At 72.5% G+C, this 22306-nt stretch carries 19 protein-coding genes; 8 read left to right on the plus strand and 11 right to left on the minus strand.

The window, feature by feature from the left end:
- Positions 1-78 precede the first annotated feature (78 nt).
- The 3 genes from ACFVVA_RS39045 to ACFVVA_RS39055 form a co-directional block, all read right to left on the minus strand.
- Positions 79-1272 carry an RtcB family protein gene (locus tag ACFVVA_RS39045; RefSeq protein ID WP_387695444.1) on the minus strand — a complete coding sequence of 398 codons (1194 nt, stop codon included), beginning with the start codon at positions 1270-1272 and terminating at the stop codon, positions 79-81.
- A 362-nt stretch (positions 1273-1634) separates the two neighbouring features.
- Entirely contained in the window at positions 1635-2999 is a 1365-nt protein-coding gene (locus ACFVVA_RS39050; protein ID WP_387695458.1) for a M16 family metallopeptidase, read from the minus strand.
- Positions 3000-3019: 20 nt separating this feature from the next.
- A complete protein-coding gene (locus ACFVVA_RS39055) occupies positions 3020-4369 on the minus strand; it encodes a pitrilysin family protein (RefSeq protein WP_359912575.1) in 1350 nt (449 codons plus the stop codon).
- Between the two features lie 307 nt (positions 4370-4676).
- On the opposite strand from ACFVVA_RS39055, the gene ACFVVA_RS39060 reads away from it, so the two are divergent.
- From ACFVVA_RS39060 to ACFVVA_RS39085, 6 genes are all read left to right on the plus strand, one after another.
- Positions 4677-7127 carry a DNA topoisomerase (ATP-hydrolyzing) subunit A gene (locus ACFVVA_RS39060; protein ID WP_387695446.1) on the plus strand — a complete coding sequence of 817 codons (2451 nt, stop codon included), beginning with the start codon at positions 4677-4679 and terminating at the stop codon, positions 7125-7127.
- 189 nt (positions 7128-7316) lie between these two features.
- Positions 7317-7610, plus strand: a complete 294-nt coding sequence (locus ACFVVA_RS39065; protein WP_359912580.1) for a hypothetical protein — start codon at positions 7317-7319, stop codon at positions 7608-7610.
- Positions 7611-7638: 28 nt separating this feature from the next.
- Positions 7639-8901 (plus strand): WXG100 family type VII secretion target, encoded by a 1263-nt coding sequence (locus ACFVVA_RS39070; protein ID WP_387695447.1) that lies wholly within the window; start codon positions 7639-7641, stop codon positions 8899-8901.
- 14 nt (positions 8902-8915) lie between these two features.
- Positions 8916-9953: a hypothetical protein gene (locus ACFVVA_RS39075; RefSeq protein ID WP_387695448.1), complete on the plus strand. Its 1038-nt coding sequence runs from the start codon at positions 8916-8918 to the stop codon at positions 9951-9953.
- Positions 9954-9970: 17 nt separating this feature from the next.
- Complete coding sequence (locus ACFVVA_RS39080; protein WP_387695449.1) at positions 9971-10693, plus strand: hypothetical protein; 723 nt, start codon at positions 9971-9973, stop codon at positions 10691-10693.
- A gap of 39 nt (positions 10694-10732) precedes the next feature.
- Entirely contained in the window at positions 10733-11635 is a 903-nt protein-coding gene (locus ACFVVA_RS39085; RefSeq protein ID WP_359912592.1) for a sucrase ferredoxin, read from the plus strand.
- Positions 11636-11689: 54 nt separating this feature from the next.
- Here ACFVVA_RS39085 and ACFVVA_RS39090 read toward each other — a convergent pair whose 3' ends face one another.
- The 3 genes from ACFVVA_RS39090 to ACFVVA_RS39100 are packed head-to-tail and all read right to left on the minus strand — an operon-like array spanning position 11690 to position 14506.
- Positions 11690-12751 (minus strand): ABC transporter substrate-binding protein, encoded by a 1062-nt coding sequence (locus tag ACFVVA_RS39090; protein WP_387695450.1) that lies wholly within the window; start codon positions 12749-12751, stop codon positions 11690-11692.
- Between the two features lie 38 nt (positions 12752-12789).
- Positions 12790-13641, minus strand: coding sequence for an ABC transporter permease (locus tag ACFVVA_RS39095; RefSeq protein WP_387695459.1), 852 nt, complete (start codon positions 13639-13641; stop codon positions 12790-12792).
- 40 nt (positions 13642-13681) lie between these two features.
- Positions 13682-14506, minus strand: a complete 825-nt coding sequence (locus ACFVVA_RS39100; protein WP_387695451.1) for an ABC transporter ATP-binding protein — start codon at positions 14504-14506, stop codon at positions 13682-13684.
- Between the two features lie 250 nt (positions 14507-14756).
- Between ACFVVA_RS39100 and ACFVVA_RS39105 the strand changes: the two genes are divergently transcribed.
- Positions 14757-16352, plus strand: a complete 1596-nt coding sequence (locus ACFVVA_RS39105) for an ATP-binding protein (protein ID WP_387695452.1) — start codon at positions 14757-14759, stop codon at positions 16350-16352.
- Entirely contained in the window at positions 16352-17038 is a 687-nt protein-coding gene (locus ACFVVA_RS39110) for a response regulator (protein ID WP_359912604.1), read from the plus strand. The genes ACFVVA_RS39105 and ACFVVA_RS39110 overlap by 1 nt, the downstream gene beginning before the upstream one ends.
- Before the next feature lie 186 nt (positions 17039-17224).
- Here ACFVVA_RS39110 and ACFVVA_RS39115 read toward each other — a convergent pair whose 3' ends face one another.
- From ACFVVA_RS39115 to ACFVVA_RS39135, 5 genes are all read right to left on the minus strand, one after another.
- A complete protein-coding gene (locus tag ACFVVA_RS39115; protein ID WP_387695453.1) occupies positions 17225-19027 on the minus strand; it encodes a cation acetate symporter in 1803 nt (600 codons plus the stop codon).
- Entirely contained in the window at positions 19024-19455 is a 432-nt protein-coding gene (locus ACFVVA_RS39120) for a DUF485 domain-containing protein (protein WP_359912610.1), read from the minus strand. The genes ACFVVA_RS39115 and ACFVVA_RS39120 overlap by 4 nt, the downstream gene beginning before the upstream one ends.
- Before the next feature lie 320 nt (positions 19456-19775).
- Positions 19776-20483: a response regulator gene (locus ACFVVA_RS39125; RefSeq protein WP_387695454.1), complete on the minus strand. Its 708-nt coding sequence runs from the start codon at positions 20481-20483 to the stop codon at positions 19776-19778.
- Positions 20480-21655 carry a sensor histidine kinase gene (locus ACFVVA_RS39130; RefSeq protein WP_387695455.1) on the minus strand — a complete coding sequence of 392 codons (1176 nt, stop codon included), beginning with the start codon at positions 21653-21655 and terminating at the stop codon, positions 20480-20482. The genes ACFVVA_RS39125 and ACFVVA_RS39130 overlap by 4 nt, the downstream gene beginning before the upstream one ends.
- 29 nt (positions 21656-21684) lie before the next feature.
- Complete coding sequence (locus ACFVVA_RS39135; RefSeq protein ID WP_387695456.1) at positions 21685-22170, minus strand: DUF1453 domain-containing protein; 486 nt, start codon at positions 22168-22170, stop codon at positions 21685-21687.
- Positions 22171-22306: the final 136 nt, after the last annotated feature.

A 22306-nucleotide genomic window follows, 5' to 3' on the forward strand; every position in this document is an offset into this window, starting at 1 on the left:
CCCCGGCGCCCTCCGCCTCGCAGCCCCCCCCCCCCGGGGGGGCCGCCACATCGTGGCGGCACCCCGATCGGCTTTCGGTCAGCCCTTGACGCAGACGACCTGCTTGAGGTGCGCGACCACCTCGACGAGGTCCTTCTGCTGCTCGATGACCTTCTCGATGTTCTTGTAGGCGCCCGGGATCTCGTCCACCACGCCGCCGTCCTTGCGGCACTCCACGCCCTTGGTCTGCTCGGCCAGGTCCTGGGCGGTGAACCGCTTCTTCGCCGCGGTGCGGCTCATCTTGCGGCCGGCGCCGTGCGAGGCGGAGTTGAACGACGACGCGTTGCCCAGACCGCGGACGATGTAGGACCCCGTCCCCATCGAGCCGGGGATGATTCCGAGGTCGCCGGAGCCGGCCCGGATCGCGCCCTTGCGGGTCACCAGCAGGTCGACGCCGTCGTACCGCTCCTCCGCCACGTAGTTGTGGTGGCAGCTGATGACCTCGTCGAAGGTGACCTCCGCCTTGGTGAACTCGCGCCGGACGACGTCCTGGAAGAGCGCCATCATGACCGCGCGGTTGTGCTTGGCGTACTCCTGCGCCCAGAACAGGTCCTGGCGGTAGGCGGCCATCTCCGGGGTCTTCGCCAGGAAGACGGCCAGGTCCCGGTCGATCAGGCCCTGGTTGTGCGGCAGCGCGCGGGCGACGCCCATGTGGTGCTCGGCCAGTTCCTTGCCGATGTTGCGCGATCCGGAGTGCAGCATCAGCCAGACCGCATCGGTCGTATCAACACACAGTTCTATGAAGTGATTTCCTCCACCGAGCGTCGCCATCTGCTGCATCGCCCGCTCGCGGCGCCACTTGACGTCCTCCGCGATGCCGTCGAAGCGCTGCCAGAAGTCGTCCCAGCCCGCCGCGCGGAAGCCGTACAGCTTGGCCGGGTCGACCGGGTCGGCGTGCAGGCCGCGGCCGACCGGGATGGCCCGCTCGATCTCGCGGCGCAGGACGGAGAGGTCGTCCGGGAGGTCGGCGGCGGTGAGCGAGGTCTTCACCGCGCTCATCCCGCAGCCGATGTCGACGCCGACCGCCGCCGGGCAGACCGCGTCCTTCATGGCGATGACGGAACCGACCGTCGCGCCCTTGCCCAGGTGGACGTCGGGCATCACGGCGAGGCCGTGCAGCCACGGCAGGGAGCTGATGTTGCGCAGCTGCTGGAGGGCCTGGCCCTCGACGGTGGCCGGGTCGGTCCACATCCGGATCGGGACGCGGACGCCGGGTACCTCGGTGTACGACATGGGTGAACGACCTCCAGGGGCCGGGTGGTTCGGGGAATATGGTGCCGCGCGAGGAATCCCGGTGCGGCTCGGGGAAGTTCAGGGGTGGGGCTCAGACGCCCTGGGCGACGGTGCAGGGGGAATACGGCCTCGGGGAGCGTCGTATGGCTTGCTCGACCCGCATGGTGACCGCCTCCCTTCCTTCGTCGCAGTGCGCGGTACACGGTTCGCAGTTCGCGGTCCGCAGTCGCGGTGCGGTTCGCACGTGCTGTGCGCCGGGGAACATCTATCCACGGAACGGGTGCGGCCCGCAATGGATTTAAAGACGCGTCCGGCCCGGCGGAGCGGGTGCTCCACCGGGCCGGACGGAACGGCGAAGGGCGTCAGCTGACGACGGTGACCTCGCCGATGCCGAGCACCCGCACGTCGTCGGCGATCACGGCGGCGTCGCCGACCAGGACGGTGACCAGCCGGTCCGGCGGGAAGGCCGCGACGACCGCCTCGGTGGCGGCGGCGGTGCGCAGCTCGGCGAGCTGCCGGTAGACCTCGGCCTGGTAGTCGTCCGGCAGGTACTGCTCGACCTGGTCCGCCAGCGTGCCGGCGACCGAGCCCGCGGTCTCGTACTTCAGCGGGGCGACGCCGACCAGGAACTGCACGGCCTCGTCGCGCTCGGCGTCGGTGAGGCCCTCGGCGGCGAGGGTGCGCAGGATGGTCCAGGTGTCGGCCAGCGCGGGGGCGGTGGAGGCGGTGTCCACCGAGCCGCTGATGGCGAGCATCGCGCGCCCGCTGCCGTCGGCGGCCGAGCGCAGCGGCTGGGCGAAGGCGCGCACGCCGTAGGTGTAGCCCTTCTCCTCGCGCAGGACGCGGTCGAGGCGGGAGGTGAGGGTGCCGCCGAGGCAGTAGGTGCCGAGGGTCTGGGCGGCCCAGACCGGGTCGTGGCGGTCGGGCCCGATCCGGCCGATGAGCAGCTGGGTCTGGACGGAGCCGGGGCGGTCCACGATGACGACGCGGCCGCGGTCGTCGCCGGTGACCGGGGCGTGGACGGACGGCTCGGCGGCCGTCCCGGTCCAGGTGCCGAGGGTGCTCTCCAGCAGCGCCGGCAGGTCCACCCCGGTGAGGTCGCCGACCACCACGACGGTGCCGGTCGCGGGGCGCACGTGGGCGTCGTAGAAGGCCTTGACGGCGGCGCGGTCGATCGACTTGACGGTGTCGGCGGTGCCGGCGCGGGGCCGGGAGAGCCGGTCGGCGGCGTCGAAGAGCTCGGCGTACAGGGCCTTGGCGGCGCGCCGGGCGGGGTTGGCCTGCTCGTGGACGATCTCGTCCAGGCGGTTGGCGACCAGCCGCTCGATCTCCGCCTCGGGCAGCGCGGGGGCGCGCAGGGCGTCGGCCAGCAGGGACAGGCCGCGCTGGAGCCGGGAGGCGGGCACCTCCAGGGAGATCCGGATGCACGGGTGGTCGGCGTGCGCGTCCAGGGTGGCGCCGGCGCGCTCCAGCTCGGCGGCGAACTCCTCGGCGCTGAGGCTGTCGGTGCCCTCGCTGAAGGCCCGGGCGAGGATCCCGGAGATGCCGTCGAGGCCCTCGGGCTCGGCCGCGAGCGGGACGTCGAGCAGGACCTCGACGGCGACCAGCTGCTGGCCGGGCCGGTGGCAGTGCAGGACGGTGATGCCGTTGCCGAGGGCGGCCCGCTCGGGGGCGGGGAAGTCCCAGGGGCTGGGCGTGCCCGGCCGGGGCTGCGGGTGGAAGGTCATGGCGGGGACGAAGTCGGTGCTCATACGGCGGCACCCTCCTCTTCGGAAGCGGCGTCGGAGTCGGCGTCGGTCTCGGCGGCGGCGGTCGGCTCGTAGGCGAGGACGGCCCGGTTGTCGGGGTGGAGCCGGGCCTTGGCGACGGCCTGGACCTCTTCGGCGGTGACGTCGAGGACCTTGGGGAGGGCGTCGTTGAGCAGCTTGGGGTCGCCGAACAGGACGGCGTAGCGGCACAGTTCGTCGGCCCGGCCGGCGACGGTGGTGAGCCGGTCGAGCCACTCGCGCTCGATCTGGGCCTGGGCGCGTTCGAGTTCCTCGGCGGTGGGGCCCTCGGCGGCGAAGCGGGCGAGCTCCTCGTCGACGGCGGTGCCGATCCGCTCGACGGTGGCGTCGCCGGAGGTCTTGACGTCGAGCCAGCCGAGGCTGGGGGCGCCGGCCAGCCGCAGCAGGCCGAAGCCGGCGGCGACGGCGGTGCGGTCGCGGCGGACCAGCCGGTTGTAGAGGCGGCTGGACTCGCCGCTGCCGAGGATGGTGAGGGCGAGGTCGGCGGCGTCGGCCTCGCGGGTGCCGTCGTGCGGGAGGCGGTAGGCCGCCATCAGGGCGCGCGAGGGGACGTCCTCGTGGATCTCCTCGCGGATCTCCCGCCCGATGGTCTCGGGGAGTTCGCCCGAGCGCGGGGGCTGCTTGCCGTCGTGCGCGGGGATGGAGCCGAAGTACTTCTCGACCCAGGCGACGGTCTGCTCGGGGTCGATGTCGCCGACGATGGACAGGACGGCGTTGTTGGGCGCGTAGTACGTCCGGAAGAACGTGCGGGCGTCCTCCAGGGTGGCCGCGTCGAGGTCGGCCATGGAGCCGATCGGCGTGTGGTGGTACGGGTGGCCGTCGGGGAACGAGAGCGCGGTGAGCTTCTCGAAGGCGGTGCCGTACGGGACGTTGTCGTAGCGCTGGCGGCGCTCGTTCTTGACGACGTCGCGCTGGTTCTCCATGGACGTCTCGTCGAGCGCGGCGAGCAGCGAGCCCATCCGGTCGGCCTCCAGCCAGAGGGCGAGCTCCAGCTGGTGGGCGGGCATGGTCTCGAAGTAGTTGGTGCGCTCGAAGCTGGTGGTGCCGTTGAGCGAGCCGCCGGCGCCCTGGACGAGCTCGAAGTGCCCGTTGTTGGAGACGTTGGCCGAGCCCTGGAACATCAGGTGCTCGAAGAGGTGGGCGAGGCCGGTGCGGCCCTTGACCTCGTGGCGGGAGCCGACGTCGTACCAGAGGCAGACGGCGGCGACCGGGGTCAGGTGGTCCTCGGAGAGGACGACGCGCAGGCCGTTGGCCAGGCGGTGCTCGGTGATGGCGATGCCTCGGCTGGAGGCGGGGGCCGGGTTGGCCATGCGCTCGGGTCCTTCCCGTCGTCGATGTCGGGGTTCGTGTGGCGTCCCCCATTGTGGTGCAACGTGCGGGAGCCGTGTTCGTGTCCGCGCGGACGGGGCCGTTCGCCAGGGGCGGAAGAGGGCCGCTGACCGGGAGTGTCGGCGAGAGGGTCCACAATGGGGGCGCCGCGCCCTGTCGGCGGCACCCGGTTGACGGGTCCGGCGGCGGGACGGTGCGGAGACGGCCGACGACCGCCCCCGGGCGTTCGGCGACCGACCGACGACCTACCGAGACACAGCCAGCGACACGTAAGGGAGCCCCGCCGCGATGGCCCGCCGCAGTTCGCAGACCCCGCCGCCCGGAGACTTCGAGGAGCGGATCCTCGACGTCGACGTCGTGGACGAGATGCAGGGCTCCTTCCTGGAGTACGCCTACTCGGTGATCTACTCGCGTGCGCTGCCCGACGCACGGGACGGCCTGAAGCCGGTGCACCGCCGGATCCTGTACCAGGCCAACGAGATGGGCCTGCGCCCCGAGCGCGCGCACGTGAAGTGCGCGCGCGTGGTGGGCGAGGTGATGGGCCGGCTGCACCCGCACGGTGACGCGTCCATCTACGACTCCGTGGTGCGCATGGCGCAGCCGTTCTCGATGCGGCTGCCGCTGATCGACGGCCACGGCAACTTCGGTTCGCTGGGCAACGACGACCCGCCGGCCGCGATGCGCTACACCGAGTCGCGGCTGACGGCCGCCTCGATGGCGATGGTGGAGTCGATCCACGAGGACACCGTCGACTTCGGCCCGAACTACGACGGCAGCGAGCAGGAGCCGCTGGCGCTGCCGGCCGCGTTCCCGAACCTGCTGGTGAACGGCGCGACGGGCATCGCGGTCGGCATGGCGACGAACATGCCGCCGCACAACCTCTCCGAGGTGGTGGCCGCGGCCCGGCACCTGATCAAGCACCCGAGCGCCGACCTGGACACGCTGATGCGCTTCGTGCCCGGTCCGGACCTGCCGACGGGCGGGCGGATCGTGGGCCTGTCGGGCATCCGGGACGCGTACGAGTCGGGCCGCGGCACGTTCAAGATCCGGGCGACGACGACGGTGGAGGCGGTGACGGCCCGCCGCAAGGGCATCGTGGTCACCGAGCTGCCGTACAACGTCGGCCCGGAGAAGGTCATCTCGAAGATCAAGGACCTGGTCAACGCGAAGAAGCTCCAGGGCATCGCGGACGTCAAGGACCTGACCGACCGCGAGCACGGACTGCGGCTGGTCATCGAGGTGAAGAACGGCTTCGTGCCGGAGGCGCTGCTGGAGCAGCTGTACAAGCTGACGCCGATGGAGGAGACCTTCGGCATCAACAACGTGGCGCTGGTGGACGGCCAGCCGCTGACGCTGGGACTGAAGGAACTGCTGGAGGTCTACGTCGACCACCGCTTCACCGTGGTGCGCCGGCGCAGCGACTTCCGCCGCCGCAAGCGCGAGGAGCGGCTGCACCTGGTCGAGGGCCTGCTGGTGGCCCTGGTCGACATCGACGAGGTCATCGCGATCATCCGGTCGAGTGACAACGCGCAGCAGGCGAAGGAGCGCCTGATGGAGCGCTTCTCGCTGTCGGAGACGCAGACCGCGTACATCCTGGACACCCCGCTGCGCCGGCTGACCCGCTTCGACCGGGTCGAGCTGGAGCAGGAGAAGGCGAAGCTGACCTCGGAGATCGCGGACCTGACCGAGATCCTGGAGTCGGACACCAAGCTGCGCAGCGTGGTGTCGTCCGAACTGGGCGCGGTGTCGAAGCAGTTCGGCACCGAGCGGCGCACGGTGCTGCTGGAGGCGGGGGCGGTGCCCTCGGCGGCTCTGGCGGTGCCGCTGGAGGTCGCGGACGACCCGTGCCGGGTCCTGCTGTCGTCGACCGGTCTGCTGGCACGGACGGCGGACGGCGAGCCGTTCGAGGTGTCGGAGAAGCGGGCGAAGCACGATGTGATCGTGTCGGCGGTGCACGCGACGGCCCGGGCGGACATCGGCGTGGTGACGTCCGCGGGCCGGGTGCTGAGGCTGCCGGTGATCGACCTGCCGGCCCTGCCGCCGACGCCGTCGCCGACGCTGGCGGGCGGGGCCGCGGTGGGCGAGTTCCTGCGGCTGGAGGACGGGGAGCGGGCGCTGGCGCTGACCACCCTCGACGAGTCCTCGCCGGGGCTGGCGCTGGGCACGCTGCAGGGCGTGGTGAAGCGGGTGGTGCCGGAGTGGCCGGCGAACAAGGACGAGTTCGAGGTGATCGCCCTCAAGGAGGGTGACGAGCTGGTGGGCGCGGTCGAACTGCGCACCGGCGAGGAGGACCTGGTCTTCATCGCCTCGGACGCCCAGCTGCTGCGCTACCCGGCGGGCCAGGTGCGTCCGCAGGGCCGCCCGGCGGGCGGCATGGCGGGCATCAAGCTGTCGGACGGCGCGCGGGTGCTGTCCTTCACGGCGGTGGACCCGGCGGCGGACGCGGTGGTGGTCTCGGTGGCCACGGCCACGGGCACGCTGTCCGACGGCGAGCAGACGAGCTGGAAGGTCACCCCGTTCGAGCAGTACCCGCGCAAGGGCCGCGCCACCGGCGGCGTGCGCTGCCAGCGCTTCCTGCGCGGCGAGGAGGCCCTGACCTTCGCCTGGGCCGGCGCCGCCCCGGCCCGCGCCGCCACCGCCAAGGGCGCCCCGGTCGACCTGCCCGAGCGCGACCCGCGCCGCGACGGCTCCGGCACCCCGGTCACCACCCCGATCGCGGTGGTCGCCGGCCCGGCGTAGCGGCACCCGTACGAGCGGAGGGGCACCGGAGATCATCCGGTGCCCCTCCGCTTTTTCGTGCCCGTCCGACCGGGAATGCGGAAGGGCGATCTCCAATTCCCGGGCATGGCCCGAACTTTGCCCACCCATGGGTTAGGTTCACCGAACAGGTGCTCCATATCGCGCCACAAGCTTTGGGGGGACGGGGAGTTGGCCGAAGAATTCAAGATCGACATGGGCCGGATGAGAACGGTGTCCAAACAGCTCGACGAATGCGGCAACCGCATGGGGGCGGTCGCCAAGAGCCTCGAAAACCTCGGAAAGGGCAAGCAGTTGGGCACCGAGCGGCTCGACTCGGCCTGCAAGGGCTTCGAGGACCACTGGCACGGCGGGATCGGCCGGATGGCCAAGCTCGCCCACGGCCTGCGCGAGGGCCTGGACGCCTCGCTCAAAAACTACGGGGACAACGAGCAGGGCACCGCCAAGGGCCTCGGCGCGACCTGAGCCAACACCCAGGGGACTGACTTCCACCATGAGTGACAAGAACTGGCCGGGCCTCGGCTTCTGCCCGGCCCCGGGGGACCTCCCGGCCATCGCCAAGATGTACGCGGACGTCGACGCCGTCGCCCGCGAACTGGAGGAACTGCGCCACGCGCTCGCCGACCTCGGCTCCGAGGGCAGCGCCTGGCAGGGCGAGGCGGCCCGCAACTTCGCCGGCAAACTGGGCGAACTGCCCAAGTACCTCACCCAGGGCCACGAATCGATGGCCGCCTGCTCCCGGGCCCTCAAGGCCTGGCACACCCAGCTCACCGGACTGCTCTCCACCGGCCGGACCATGGAGGCCCAGGCCGTCGAACTGCGCTCCCGACTGGGCGACATGAACGTCCAGTGCGACACCGCGGGAAAGGCCCTCGACGCCTCCGCACAGTCCACCGACGCGGCCGCCCAGACGAAGGCCAAGGCCGACTTCGAGGCCAAACTCCAGGCCCAGCAGCAGCTCGTGCACCAGCTCGACGAGGTGATCGCCAACGGCCGCAAGCAGCTGTCCGACCACAAGAACAAGGCCGAGGCGGCCGCCAAGGCGATCATGGAGGCGTCCCGCCACCACCCGCCGGACCCGAGCTTCCTCAAGCGGATGCTGGACAAGGTGGAGCACGCCTGGCAGAAGTCGCTGGACTTCCTGGCCGAGCACGCCGACGACCTGTCCAAGATTTCGGCCGGACTGGCGATCGCGGCCCTGGTGATCCCCGGGGCCGGCCCGATCCTGGGCGCCGCGGCCATGCTGACCAGTGCGGCCGCGATGGCCGGGCACGGCATCGCCAAGTCCCGCGGACAGGACGTCTCCTGGCTGAAGATCGGAATGGACGGGCTCGGGGTGATCCCCGGTGTCGGCGCCATCAAGGGCTTCGCCACCGCCGGAAAGTCGATCACGAAAGTTCAGGGCGTGGGCGTCGTCAACAAGGTGGTCCGGGCCCCGATCAAGAACATCAGGACGTCGGTGGCCGCCGAGGGAGCCGGCGCTGCCGAGCGCACCTCGGCCGCCGGCGCAGGCCTGTTCGAGAAGACCGTGAACCCGATATCGACCAAGGCCATCGTCGGCGGGCTCAAGAAGGCAGGCGTCGAAGTGGATCCCCGCGCGGTCACCATCACGAACAAGGCGAACGGACTTGCCTACGGCTTCTACCAGGACGAGAAGAAGGAGAAGGCCCGGGAGTCCTACGTCGAGGCCCCGGGACCGCTTCCGAAGCCCGCGTACCGGCCGGCGTCCGCACCGTTCCTGAACGCCGTCGGCTGAGAGAGGAGCAGCTCATGGTCAAGGACCTCCATGTGACGCTGCCGGTTCCGGGCGGACAGCTCGCCGCCGTGCCCGAGGTGGCCGAGGCGGCGCGGCGGGCCGAAACGCTCTACGGGGTCACCCTGTTGAACGACGACGTGGCCCGCAACGTGGTGATCAAGCACCTGCGGAAGCGGGATCAGCAGGACTGGCACGACGAAGCCGCGGGTCTCCTCGTCCTCGGTGGCATCGTGGTCTCCTTGGTCACCGGCAACTGGGCAGCGGCGATCCTGGGGATTCCGGCCGGAATCGCGGTCTGGCTGCGGGGCGCGGGCCGCAGCTCCAGCAAGCAGACCGCCTCGGTGCACTTCACCGCGTACATCGGTCTGCTGAACCACGCCAGGCGCGCGGGGCTGACGGTCCGGATTCCCGCCGAGTGGGGAGCCGATGCCGATCGGGCCGTGTGGGAGGAAGGTACCCGGGCCGCTCCGCAGCCACCGGCCGCCCCGACCCCACACCCCACCGGTCCGGTCCCGTACGGCTCCCCGCCTCCCCCACCCGCTGTCGCTGCACAGCCCGGCTCGTGGTGGCCGGCCGGCGCCGTGATCGACCCCAAGTTCCCGGTGCTGCCTCCGGCCGCGCTCGAACAGCACTGGGCACTGGCCGGCCGGGCCCGTGAACTCGGTGCTCCGTACGGTGTCGACTTCCTGGACGAACAGGCGGTCCGGGGGCTGCTCACCGCGCAGAAGCGCACCGTCCGCCGGAGATCGACGTGGAGCAAAATCTTCGCCCTGGTCCTCGTCGTGGCCGTAATGGTCGGTGTTCTCGGCTCGGACTTCACCTACTCCGAGCAGCGTCGGCAGTCCATCCTCGTCATCGGCGGCCTGGTGGCCACCTGTGCGCTCGCCGCCCTCCCCGCTCTGAAGACGCACTGGACCTGGCACCGCTCCGGCCTGCGCGACCGGGCCGCCGCCTACCTCGACCTGCTGATCGAGGCCCGCGCGTACGGCGTCCCGGTCCCCGTCCCGCCGTCCTGGCTGGACGTCCGCAACCGGATCCGCAAGCCCTCATGACCTCCGTGGAGGGCCCGATGTCCGACATTCCGACAGTCACCGAGGACACCCGGCTCCAGATCCGCTTCGTCGTCCCGCCCGCCTTCCACGAGGTCCCGGTGCTGGGCACCGACGACCAGGTGGCCGAGGAGCTCTGGGAGCTGGTCTGCGAGGTGCTCGCCTCCCATCCCGAGGAGATGCGGGTGCGCTGGGCCGTGGCGCTGGCCGAGCTGATCCCGCCGATGGCCGAGGCCGGGGTGATCCACGCCGGGATGTGCCTGGTGGACGTGGACGGGCGCCCCAGCACGGCGTCGATCACGGCCTCGGTGTGCCCCCTGGCCGGGACCGACTACCCGGGCGCGGTGGACTTCCTGCTCACCCGCCTGGCCCTGTCCCGCCCGGAGGCGGAGGTGACGGCGATCGAGCTGCCGGCCGGACGGGCGGTGGCGGTGATCGACGCCGTGGCGACCCCGGTCGACGACGGATCGACCCCGCTGGACGGCCTGGCGGTCCCGCTCGCCGACGGGGTGCTGACCACCTCGGTGATCCAGGTGCACCTGCCGCTGCCGAACGAGTCCCAGCTGCTCTCGCTGGAGTTGAGCACCCCGTGCCCCGAGGACTGGGTGCTCTACTCGGAGCTGTTCGCCGATGTCGCCCGCAGCATCCACCTGGAGTTCGCCGACCTCCCGACCGTCTCCGAGCCGCTGTACGACACGGTGGACGAGGAGGTGGCGCAGCGGGTGAGGGCCGCGTTCGGGTGAGCCGGGTGCGGGTGATCAGGTGAGGGTAGCCTTGCCGGGGTGAGCACCTGTGCGACCGTGTCGCGTGAACTTTCGGAGCCGCTGGCAGCGACGGCGGCGGTGGCGACCACCTGGCTGCTGGTGGAGCAGAACGGGCCGTGGGGCGCGAAGGCGCTGGGTGAGAGCCACCTGGACGCGGCGGTCGGGCGGGCGCTGGAGGCGGCCGCGGCGGGAACGGGCGTGCGGGTGGCCCTGATCCGACGGCCCGGTCGGCACGCCGACTGCCTGCCGACCGCACGCCACGAGGTGCTCGTGGCGCACACGGTGCCCGGCCGCGGCTGGGTGCGCCGGGCGGGGGTGGCGGATCCGGCGGAGCTGCTGGAGCTGGACTTCGCGGCGCTGGGCGCCGGTGACCACACCGGCTTCGGAACGGAGCACGTCGGCGGCCCGGTGGCCCTGGTGTGCACCAACGGGCGGCGCGACCGCTGCTGCGCCCTGCTGGGCCGGCCGCTCGCGGCGGAGCTGGCGGCGGCCGGGCACAGCGAGGTGTGGGAGGTGACCCACCTGGGCGGGCACCGCTTCTCCCCCACGATGCTGGTGCTGCCGTACGGCTACGCGTACGGGCGGCTGACGCCGGAGACGGCCAAGGAGGTGCTGGCGGCGACGGCGGCCGGGCACGTGGTGCCGGAGTGGTCGCGGGGCTGCTCGGGTTGGGAGCGTCCGGGCCAGGCGGCCGAGCACGCGGTGCGGCTGGCCACCGGCGAGACCGGGGTGGACGTGCTGACGCTCACCCAGCGGCCGGACGGCGGGGGCCGCTGGCTGGTGACGGTGCTGCACCGGGACGGGCGGTCCTGGGAGGTGGACGTGATCGAGGCGGCCAGCGAGCCGGCCCGCCCGGAGAGCTGCGGCAAGGCGGCGGGGACGCCCTCGCGGATGGACGTGCTGTCCGTACGGGGGGTCTGATACGCGGCGGCCCCGCGCCCGTGGGGGTGAGCGCGGGACCACTGCGGCGGAGCGTCAGCCGGCCGCCTTGGCGACGAACTCCGTGGTGTACGTCTTCGCCAGGTCGATCGTCCCCTCCTTGCCCTTGACGTCCGGGTGGAACGCGGCGAGCACCGAGAGCACCGTCTTCGGCCCGTCGGCCGGCATCACGCCGTCCGTGGTGAACATCGGCAGCGTCGCCTTGATCGCCGCCGCGTACTGCTCGGCGCCGCCCTGCGCGTAGTCGGCGGGCATCTTCGCGGCGATCTCCTCGGGGGTGTGGCCGGACATCCACTTGAGGGTCTTCACGAAGGCGTTGGCGAGCTTCTGGGTGGTGTCCTTGTTCTTCTCCACCCAGTCGGTGTTCATGTACAGCGACGAGGACGGGTACAGCCCGCCGAGGGCCTCGCGCGAGCCCTCGGGGGTGCGCATGTCGTACAGGACCTTGCCGAGGCCCTTGTCCAGGATGTTCGCGACGGTCGGGTCGGTGGTCATCCCGGCGTCGATGCTGCCCTGCTGGAGCGCGGCGATGAAGGTCTGGCCGGCGCCGACCGCGATCGGGCTGAACTCGCTGACGGCGGTGCCGTTCTTGACCGCGAGGTACTTGGTGAGGAAGTCGGTCGAGGAGCCGATGCTGGTGACGCCGAGCTTCTTCCCCTTGAAGTCGGCGCCGGACCTGATGGCGTCGGCCTGCTTGGTGGAGACCACCTCGACCTCGCCGGGCGCCTGGGCGAACTGCACGACGGACTCGACCTTCTTGCCCTTGGCCTGGAGGTCGATGGTGTGGTCGTAGAAGCCGACGGCGCCCTGGACGTCCCCGGCGAGCAGCGCGGTGGTGGCGTTGACGCCGGCCGGCTCGGTCATCAGCTCGACGTTGACGCCGGCGTCGGCGAAGTAGCCGAGCCGCTGGGTGAGCATCGCGGGCAGGTAGATGACCTTGTCCAGGCCACCGACCATGATCTTGACCTTGGGTCCGTCGACCTGCTGCCCGGCGGGCGCGGCGACGGCGCCGTGGCCGGCGGTGGCGGCGTCGTTGGCACAGGCGGAGAGCGGGAGGAGCAGGGCGGCGGCGAGGGCGGCGGCGGCTGGTCTGCGCATGGGTGGGGGTGCCTCTCTCTTCTGACGACGGGGGGAGTTCAGCGGCCGTCGCCCGCGTCGGCGGGCTTCCAGCGGAACAGCTTCTTCTCGGCGAAGGTCAGCAGTCCCTCGGTGAGCAGTGCGACGACGGCGAGGATGGTCATGGCCGCGTAGACGCCGGCCGCGTTGAAGGTGCCCTGGGCGGCCGCGACGAGCAGGCCGAGGCCCTTGGTGGCGCCGATGTACTCACCGACGATGGCGCCGATCAGCGCGAAGCCGAAGCTGACGTGCAGGCTGGTGAAGATCCAGGTGGTGGCGGCGGGGATGACCACCTGGAGGGTGACCCTGCGGTTGTCGGCGCCCAGGATGCGGGCGTTGGCGACGAGGTTGCGGTCCACCTCGCGGGCGCCCTGGAAGGCGTTGAAGAACACCGGGAAGAACACCAGCACCACCGCGGAGGCGACCTTGGACGCCGGGCCCAGGCCGAACCAGATCAGGAAGATCGGCGCGAGCACGATCCGCGGGATGGCGTTGAGCACCTTGATGTACGGCCCGAGGACATCGGCCAGGAAGCGGACCCGGCCAAGCGCGATGCCCAGCAGCACACCGCCGATGACGCCGATCACCCAGCCGGTGAGGGCCTCGTAGAGGGTGTAGCCGATCTGCTCGCCGAGCGAGCCCTGCGCGGTGCCGTGGGTGGTCCACTGCCAGATCTGGTCCCAGATCCTCGACGGCTGGGAGAAATTGAACGGGTCGATGACGTCCGTCCGGGCGCAGACCTCCCACAGTCCGAGGAAGGCGACCAGCACCGCGACCCGGGCGCCGAAGACACCCAGCCTCCGGTTGCGGGCGGCCCGTTCACGGGCCTCGGTCCTCGTCGTGACGGCCGGGGGCTTCCCGGCCCCGGGCACGGACTCCGCCCCGGATTCGGACGCGGACTCGGATGCGGTCTCAAGCGGCACGACCCGCTCCTCTCTCCCGGGTGATGCGCACCTCTTCGCCGAGCGAGGCCCAGATCTCGCGGTACAACTCGACGAACCTCGGTTCCAGCCGGACGGCCTCCACGCTGCGCGGGCGCGGCAGGTCGACGGTGAAGATCTCCTTGACGGTGGCCGGTCCGGCCGTCATGACGACGACCCGGTCGGCGAGCGCGATGGCCTCGTCCAGGTCGTGGGTGACGAAGACGACCGACGCCGCGTCCCTGGCGGAACCGGTCCCCGCCCACAGCTCCAGCAGCTGGTCCGACATCAGCGCCCGGGTCTGCACGTCCAGCGCCGAGAACGGCTCGTCCATCAGCAGGATCGCCGGGTCGTTGACGAAGGTCTGGGCGAGCGCGACGCGTTTGCGCATGCCGCCGGACAGCTGGTGCGGGTAGCGGTCCTCGAAGGCGGCCAGGCCGACCCGGCCGAGCCAGTCCCGGGCCCGTTCCCGGGCCTCGGCGGCGGGCACGCCGCGGAAGCGCGGGCCGGCCATCACGTTGGACAGGACGGTGCGCCAGGGGAAGACGGCGTCCTGCTGGAAGACGAACCCGACCTTGGGGTCGATCCCGCGCACGGGCTCGCCGTACACCCGGACCTCGCCCTCAGTGGGCTCCTCCAAACCGCTGACCAGCGTCAGCGTGGTGGACTTGCCGCAGCCGGTGGGGCCGACGACGGCGACGAACTCGCCTTGGGCGACGGTCAGATCGAGATCGCGGACGGCGGTGTGCAGCGCCCCGGAGGGGGTGCGGAACCGTTTGGTCGCGCCGGTCAGCTCGATCGCCGGGGTCTTGCTCATGTCGATCCTCCCGGGTCTGTTGCCTGCCCCGGAAAGGTAGGAGCGGGCCCGGCCCCGGCGGGAGCCTTCTTCGCGTAGTGCGACTTCTCCGCATAGAGGGGTGTTCTGCTCGTTTTGCTTCCGCTACAACTGCGGGGACGCGGCTGACAGAAACACCCCGGAAACATAGGGTGTCCCGACCCCACCCATCGGCGCCCCGACCGCCCCCCGAGGACGCCCGATCCCCCGCAGCCGCCGAGAGGAGGTCCGGATGAAGCTCCCCCGCGGACCCCGCCGGGTCTTCGCCCAGCTGCTGCTGAGCCAGACCGTCGTCACCGTCGGTGTCACCGCCGTGACCGCCGGGCTGTTCCTGGCCCCGGTCAGCAGCGAGCTGGACCACGACGCGATGCAGCGGGCGCTGTCGATCGCCCAGGCCACCGCCACCGACGAGAACATCGCCCGGGCCGCCGCCGGCCGCGACGTGGTGGCCGCCCAGCGCAACGCCGAGCAGATCCGGCTGGCCACCGGCGCCAGTTTCGTGGTGGTCACCGACCTGGACGGCATCCGGCTGTCGCACACCGACCCGGGCCGGATCGGCCAGCGGGTCAGCACCGATCCGGAGCCGGCCCTCAGCGGCCGCAGCGTCACCGCCATCCAGCAGGGCACCCTGGGCCGCACCGCCCGCGGCAAGGTGCCGCTGCGGATGGCGGACGGCCGGATCGTCGGCGAGGTCTCGGTCGGCATCAGCGACGACTCGATCCGCCGCCGGCTGCTGACGATGCTCACCGGCATCCTGCTGTGCGCGGGCGCCGGCCTGGCCGCCGGCACGCTCGCCACCCTCCTCCTGGCCCGCCGGCTCAAGCGCCGCACCCACAACATCGCGCTGGCCGACATCTCGGCGCTGCTGGTGGAACGGGAGGCGATGCTGCACGGAATCCGCGAGGGCATGGTGGCGCTGGACGAACGCGGCCGGATCCGGCTGGCCAACGACGAGGCCCTGCGGCTGCTCGGCCTGCCCGAGGACTGCACCGGCCGGCCGATCGGCGCGGTGCTGCCACCGGGCCGGCTGGCGGACGTGCTCTCCGGGCGGATCGCCGGCGCCGACCTGCCGGCCGTCCGGGACGACCGGGTGCTCGTGGTGAACCGCACGACCACCCCCGAGGGCGGCGCGGTGGTCACCCTGCGGGACCGCACCGAGCTGGAGTCGCTGGTCCGCGAGCTGGACACCACCCGCAGCCTGACCGAGGCGCTGCGGGCCCAGGACCACGAGCACGCCAACCGGATGCACACCCTGCTGGGCCTGCTGGAACTGGGCCGCCACGAGCAGGCGGTGGCGTTCATCTCGGAGCAGTCCGGCTCGCACGCCGTGGTCGCCGCGCGGATCGCCGAGCAGGTGCAGGACCCGCACGTGGCGGCACTGCTGGCGGGCAAGACCTCGGTGGCGGGCGAGCGCGGGGTGCTGCTGGCGCTGGCCGCGGCGGCGCACCTGCCGGACGCGGTGGTGGACGCCCGGGCACTGGTGACGGTGCTCGGCAACCTGATCGACAACGCGGTGGACGCCCTGGCCGCGGGCGGCGGGGGCCGGGTGGAGGTCAGCCTGGCGGCGGCCGGAGCGACCCTGCTGCTGCAGGTCGCGGACAGCGGCCCGGGCGTGCCGGAGGAGCTGCGCGAGCAGGTCTTCGAAGAGGGGTGGACCAGCAAGGACGCGCCCGCGCACCGTCCGCGCGGGCTGGGGCTGGCGATGGTGCGGCGGCTGGTCGAGCGGACCGGCGGCCGGATCGTGCTCGACACCGGGCCGCTCGGCGGCGCCCGGTTCACCGTCGAGCTGCCCGAGGCCCTGCTCACCAGTCGGCTCGTGGAGGCGTGATGATCGACGTACTCGTGGTGGACGACGACTTCCGGGTCGCGGACGTGCACGCCGCCTACGTGGCCAAGGTCCCGGGCTTCCGGGTGACCGGCACCGCGCACTCGGCCGGGGAGGCGCTGGCCGCCCTGGAGCGCCGCCCGGTGGACCTGCTGCTGCTCGACCACCACCTGCCCGACGAGACCGGCCTGGCCCTGGTGCGCCGGCTGCGGGAACGCCAGGTCGCCTGCGACGTGATGATGGTGACGGCCGCCCGGGACGTGTCGACGGTGCACGCCGCGATGCAGCACGGCGCACTCCAGTACCTGGTCAAGCCGTTCACCTTCGCCGGGCTGCGGGAGAAGCTGGTGGCGTACGCGCAGCTGCGCCACGCGCTCGCCGCGCCGGCCCGGGAGGCCGGCCAGGACGAGGTGGACCGGCTGTTCGCGACCCTGCGCAGCGCCGCCGCCCCGGCCGGAACGCTCCCCAAGGGCCACTCGGCGCCCACCACGGACCTGGTGATGGGGGTGTTGCGCCGGGCCGGCCGGCCGTTGTCCGCCCAGGAGGTCGCCGACGCCACCGGGCTGAGCCGCTCCACCGCACAGCGCTACCTCAAGCAGCTGGAGCGGGACAGCCGGCTGCGGCTGACCCTGCGGTACGGCGACACCGGCCGGCCGGAGCACCGCTACGGGCTGGCGGCCCGCGCCTAGGGCATGGGCGCCGGACAGGGTCCGGGCCTGGTCCCGGGCGTGCTCCCGGGCCTGGGGCCGGACAGGGGCCGGGCGTGCTCCCGGGCCCGGGGCCGGACAGGGGCCGGGCGTGGTCCCGGGCCCGGGGCCGGACAGGGGGGAACCCCGGCGGCCCCAGGCCCGCCGGGGTTCCCCGGGCGCGACGGCTCAGGCCGCGCCCGCACCGGTGAGGGCACGTACCTCCAGCTCGGCGAACCGGTCCGGATCGGCGGGCTCGGACGAGGTGACCGTCCCGACCCAGCCGGCCAGGAAGCCCAGCGGGATGGAGACGATGCCCGGGTTCTCCAGCGGGAACCAGTGGAAGTCGAGGCCCGGGAAGAGCGCCTCGGGGGAGCCGGACACCACCGGCGAGAAGAACACCAGCACGATCGCCGGGACCAGCCCGCCGTACACCGCCCAGACCGCGCCACGAGCGGTGAACCGCGACCAGAACAGGCTGTACAGCAGCACCGGCAGGTTGGAGGACGCGGCGACGGCGAAGGCCAGGCCCACCAGGAAGGCGACGTTCAGCTGCTGGGCGAAGAGGCTGATCACGATCGCCGTCGCACCGATCCCGGCGGCGGCGAACCGGGCGACCACCACCTCCTGCTGCTCACTGAGCTCGGAGACCGGTTCCTCCGCCGCCCGGGAGGCCGGGACGCTCTCGCCCCGGCGGCGCCGCCCGCGGCCGTTCTTCGACTGCTCGCGGCTCTTCAGCTGTTCGCGGCTCGGCCGGGCGCGCCAGGCGCCGGCCCAGATGTCGTGGGCGAAGGCCGCCGAGGAGGCCAGGGTCAGCCCGGCGACCACCGCGAGGATGGTGGCGAAGGCGATCGCCGAGATCAGGGCGAACAGCACCACCCCGCCGGTACTGCCGTTGCCGCCGCCGAGCACCAGGGCGAGCAGCGGAACGGCGGTGTTCCCGGCCGAGTTGGCGTGCCGCACCTCGGCCGAGCCGATCAGCGCGGTGGCGCCGAGGCCGAGCACGATGGCCATCAGGTAGAAGCTGCCGACCAGGCCGATCGCCCACATCGTGGAGCGGCGGGCGGCCCGCGCGGTGGGCACGGTGTAGAAGCGGGACAGGATGTGCGGCAGGCCCGCGGTGCCGAGCACCAGGCCGAGGCCGAGGCTGACGAAGTCCAGCCGGCTGGTGATGCTGCCGCCGTACTTGAGCCCGGGCTCCAGGTAGCGCTGCCCGGCGCCGCTGTGCTGGGCGGCCTCGCGCATCAGCTCGCCGAGGTCCCCGTGGAAGCGGACCACCAGCAGCACCGTGAGCAGCACCGAACCGCCGGTCAGCAGGAAGGCCTTGATGATCTGGATCCAGGTGGTGGCCCGCATCCCGCCGATGGTGACGTAGACGATCATCAGGGCGCCGACCGCGATGATGGTCCAGGTGCGGGCGTGCGGGCTGCCGGTGCCGAGCAGGAGGGCGACCAGCGAACCGGCGCCGACCATCTGGGCCACCAGGTAGAGCAGGGTGACCACGACGCTGGCACCGCCGGCCGCGGCGCGCACCTTGCGACGGCGCAGCCGCAGCGCGAGGACGTCGGCGAGGGTGTACCGGCCCGCGTTGCGGACGAGTTCGGCGACCAGCATCAGCACGACCAGCCAGGCGACCAGGAAGCCGATGCTGTAGAGCACGCCGTCGTAGCCGTACAGCGCGATCAGCCCGGCGACGCCCAGGAAGGACGCGGCGGAGAGGTAGTCCCCGGAGAGCGCGAAGCCGTTCTGCAGCGGGGTGAAGTCGCGGCCGCCGGCGAAGAAGTCCTCGGCGGCGTTGCCCTGGCGGCCGACCCAGAGGGTGACCCCCAGGGTGACCAGGACGACGACGGCGAACAGCGCGATGGCGAGCGAGTGGTGGTCGCCGGTGGGGGCGACCGGCGGCGGGGTGGCGGTCGACACCACGGTCCGGACGGCGGTCTGCACCGCGGCCTTGGCCGCATCGGTGGGCACGGTGGCCAGCAGGGGCGTCATCGCAGCTGGTCCTGGGTGTCCCAGCGCAGGCCCAGGGCGGCGCGGTCGCGCTTGGTCCGGGAGTTGCGGGCGTAGAGCCAGGTGAGCAGGAAGGTCGAGGCGAACTGCAGCAGCCCCAGCAGCCAGGCCACGTTGAGCGGGCCTGCCACCGTCCGGCGCATCAGGTCGGGGGCACCCGCCTGGGCGGCGACGTACAGCAGGTACCAGGCGAGGAAGGCACCGGTGATCGGGAAGACGAAGGTCCGGTAGCTGCGGCGGATCTGCAGGAACGTCTCGCTGGCCTGAACCGTCCGGTAGACCTCGGTGCGGTCGGCGACCGGTTCCTCGTCGAGTGGTGCGTGCGGTGCGGCCGGGGCCGCCGGATCGGCTGGGATGCTCTGGGCGAACGGCTCGACGGCGGCCCCGTGGACCGGTGCGCCGACGGCCACTGACCCGACGGCGGCCTCTGCCGACCGGGCCGTAGGAACGTGGTCCGTGGGGGCGGGGCCCGACTGCGCCGGTACCGCCGTCCGGCGGTGCGCAGCCGATGGCTCGGCGGACTCAACGGGGTTACCGGCGGCCGCAGCGGCCCACCAGTCGAATTGCTGTCCCGGGCCGGGACTGCTCGTCTGCTGCTGTGGCACTGCTGCTCCTGGACGGCCGGATGTTCTGACCCGAACCATGATGGCGGCCCTAGGAGAGCGCCCCTGACCATCGCAGATACGTTCACTCGATGAGGTGATCGATCATCCGACAGACACTCATCGGACTACTGCTGCGTCCCAGTGATTCCGTGTCGGAACGCGTACGCGACCGCCTGAGCCCGGTCCCGCACCGCGGTCTTGGCGAACAGATTGTTGATGTGGGTCTTCACGGTCGCCTGGCTGACGAACAGCCGCTGGGCGATCTCGGCGTTGGACAGCCCCTCGGCGATCAGCGCCAGCACTTCGGCCTCCCGGACGGTCAGCCCGTCGGGCAGCTCCCCCGACCGGCTTCCGGGCCTCCCGGCAGCCGGCCCGGGGTCGCCGGGCTGCCCCGAAAGCCTTTCCAGCAGCCGGAGTTGGATCTGCGGGGAGAGCCCGGCGGCACCCGAGCGGACGTCCGCGACGGCCCGGGCGATCTCCTCGGCGCCGGCGTCCTTGGTGAGGTAGCCGCGCGCCCCGGCCCGGAGCGCCGGGAACAGCGAGTCGTCGTCGGCGTAGGTGGTGAGCACCACGACCTCGGTCTCCGGGTGCGCCGCGCGGATCCGCCTCGTCGCCTCGACCCCGTCGCAGCGCGGCATCCGCAGATCCATCAGCACCACGTCCGGGTGATGACGCTCCACCAGGGCGACGGCCTCCTCCCCGTCCCCGGCCGCACCGACCACCTCGATACCGGGCAACAGCCCCAGCAGCATCACGATGCCCTCGCGCACCACGGTCTGGTCGTCCGCGACCACCACCCTGATCGCCCCCGCACCACTCATGTGCTCACTCATGCCGGCACCCGCAGCAGCACGCGCCACCCTCCGTCCTGCGGGCCCGCCAGCAGCGTGCCCCCGAGCAGTTCCGCGCGTTCGCGCATTCCCAGCAGACCGTACCCGCTGCCGCTGGCGGCCAGCTCCTCCGACGGGGCCTCACCCGCGGATTGGCCGCGCGACGGCCGGGTGTTGCACACCTCCAGCTCCACCGCGCCGTCCAGGTAGCGCAGTTCGACGGAGCTGCGGGCCCCGGACGCGTGCTTGCGGACGTTGGTCATCGCCTCCTGCGCGGTGCGCCGCACCGCGAGGGCGACCTCGGCGGCGAGCGGGCGGGGCGTGCCGGTGACGCTGAGGGCGGCCCGCTCCCGACCGGTCAGCTCGACCAGGAACTCCCCGACCGGGGTGAGCTCCCCGCGCAGCGCGGACAGTGCCTGGCGGGTCTCGGCCAGCCCGTCCTGCGCCATCCGCCGGGCGGCGACGACCCGTTCGCGGATCTGCTCGCGGTCCGTCCCGGCGTCCAGCATCAGCCGGGCCGCCTCCAGGTGGACGAGCTGCGCGGAGAGGCTGTGGGCGAGCACGTCGTGGATCTCCCGCGCGATCCTGGCCCGTTCGGCGAGCGCCGCGCTCTCCGCCTGGGCGGCCCGGGCGGCCCGCTCCTGGGCGAGCAGCCGACGGGCGGTGCCGCGCGCCTCGATGTCCAGCCGCAGCAGGCAGCCGACCAGGACGGAGCCCCCGACGGTGGCGGCGTTGCCGAGCCAGCCCGCCGGGGAGACCGCCGTGTACGAACCCAGCGCGGCCGCCGCGACGACCAGCGCGGGCGCGGGCGGCAGCCGGATCAGAGCCGTCACGGCCAACCCGATCCACAGGAAGTCGGCCAGCGTGTGGGCCAGCCCCTGGTCGGCGAGCCAGCCGCCGCCGACCAGGACGGCGGCCAGCAGGTACGAGACCGCCGGGCGCTGCTCCCGGGTGACCCGCAGGTACGCCGTGCAGAGGGCGACGGCCGCGGCCAGCCCGGCCGCCGCGGCCGCCACCGCCCAGCCGGTGTACCTGCCGCCGGAGAAGGTCCCCCAGCCGACGGCGACCAGCAGGACGCTCCGGCCGAACACGGACAGGACCCGCCGCGGCCGGCTCTCGTCCTCGTGGCCGATCCCTTCCCGGGACGGCCAGCGGGTCCAGTACCACCCGGCCACGGGGCCTCCTCGATGCTCACGGCGGCGGGTCAGTGCAGTGCGGCGGCGGGCCGCGAGGGCTCCAGCGACCGGGCCCTCCAGTTCACCACGAGGGAGCGGACCAGCAGCAGGAGCGCCATGCCCAGCATCAGCGAACTGCCCGCCTGGTGGACGTGCAGGGCCGCACCGACCGCGTACAGGCCGATCCGGACGGCGATCATCCCGCACCAGGCGGCCACGGTGGCCCTGGTGCCCTTGACCAGGACGCTGCCGTCGGAGGCCCGCCAGACCCGGACGGTCCAGCCCCAAATCGTGCCCATCGCGAGCACGGCGACCAGTCCGGCGGCCAGCAGCCCGGCGGAGAGCGCGGTGTGCTGGTGGTCGACGAGTTGCGGGTCGCGCAGCGCGAGCGCGCCCAGGATCAGCGGCAGCAGCCAGAAACGGCGCTCGGTGTCCAGGCGCTGGACGCGCATCTGGCGCTGGACCACCAGGACCACCACCGCAAGAACCACGAGGATGTTGGCGATGGAACTCATCGAATTCTCCGTCCCGGGGAGAGGCTTGTTGCTGACCTCTCCGACGCTACGGATCCGGCGCTTCCCGCTGATCGGAGCCGGGGTGGACCACGGGTGGAACCGGCAGCGCGAGGGCCCTCCACCCACGGGTGGAGGG

Origin of the sequence: Kitasatospora sp. NPDC058048 (genome assembly GCF_042885555.1) — a bacterium.
Taxonomy (GTDB): domain Bacteria; phylum Actinomycetota; class Actinomycetes; order Streptomycetales; family Streptomycetaceae; genus Kitasatospora; species Kitasatospora lactacystinica.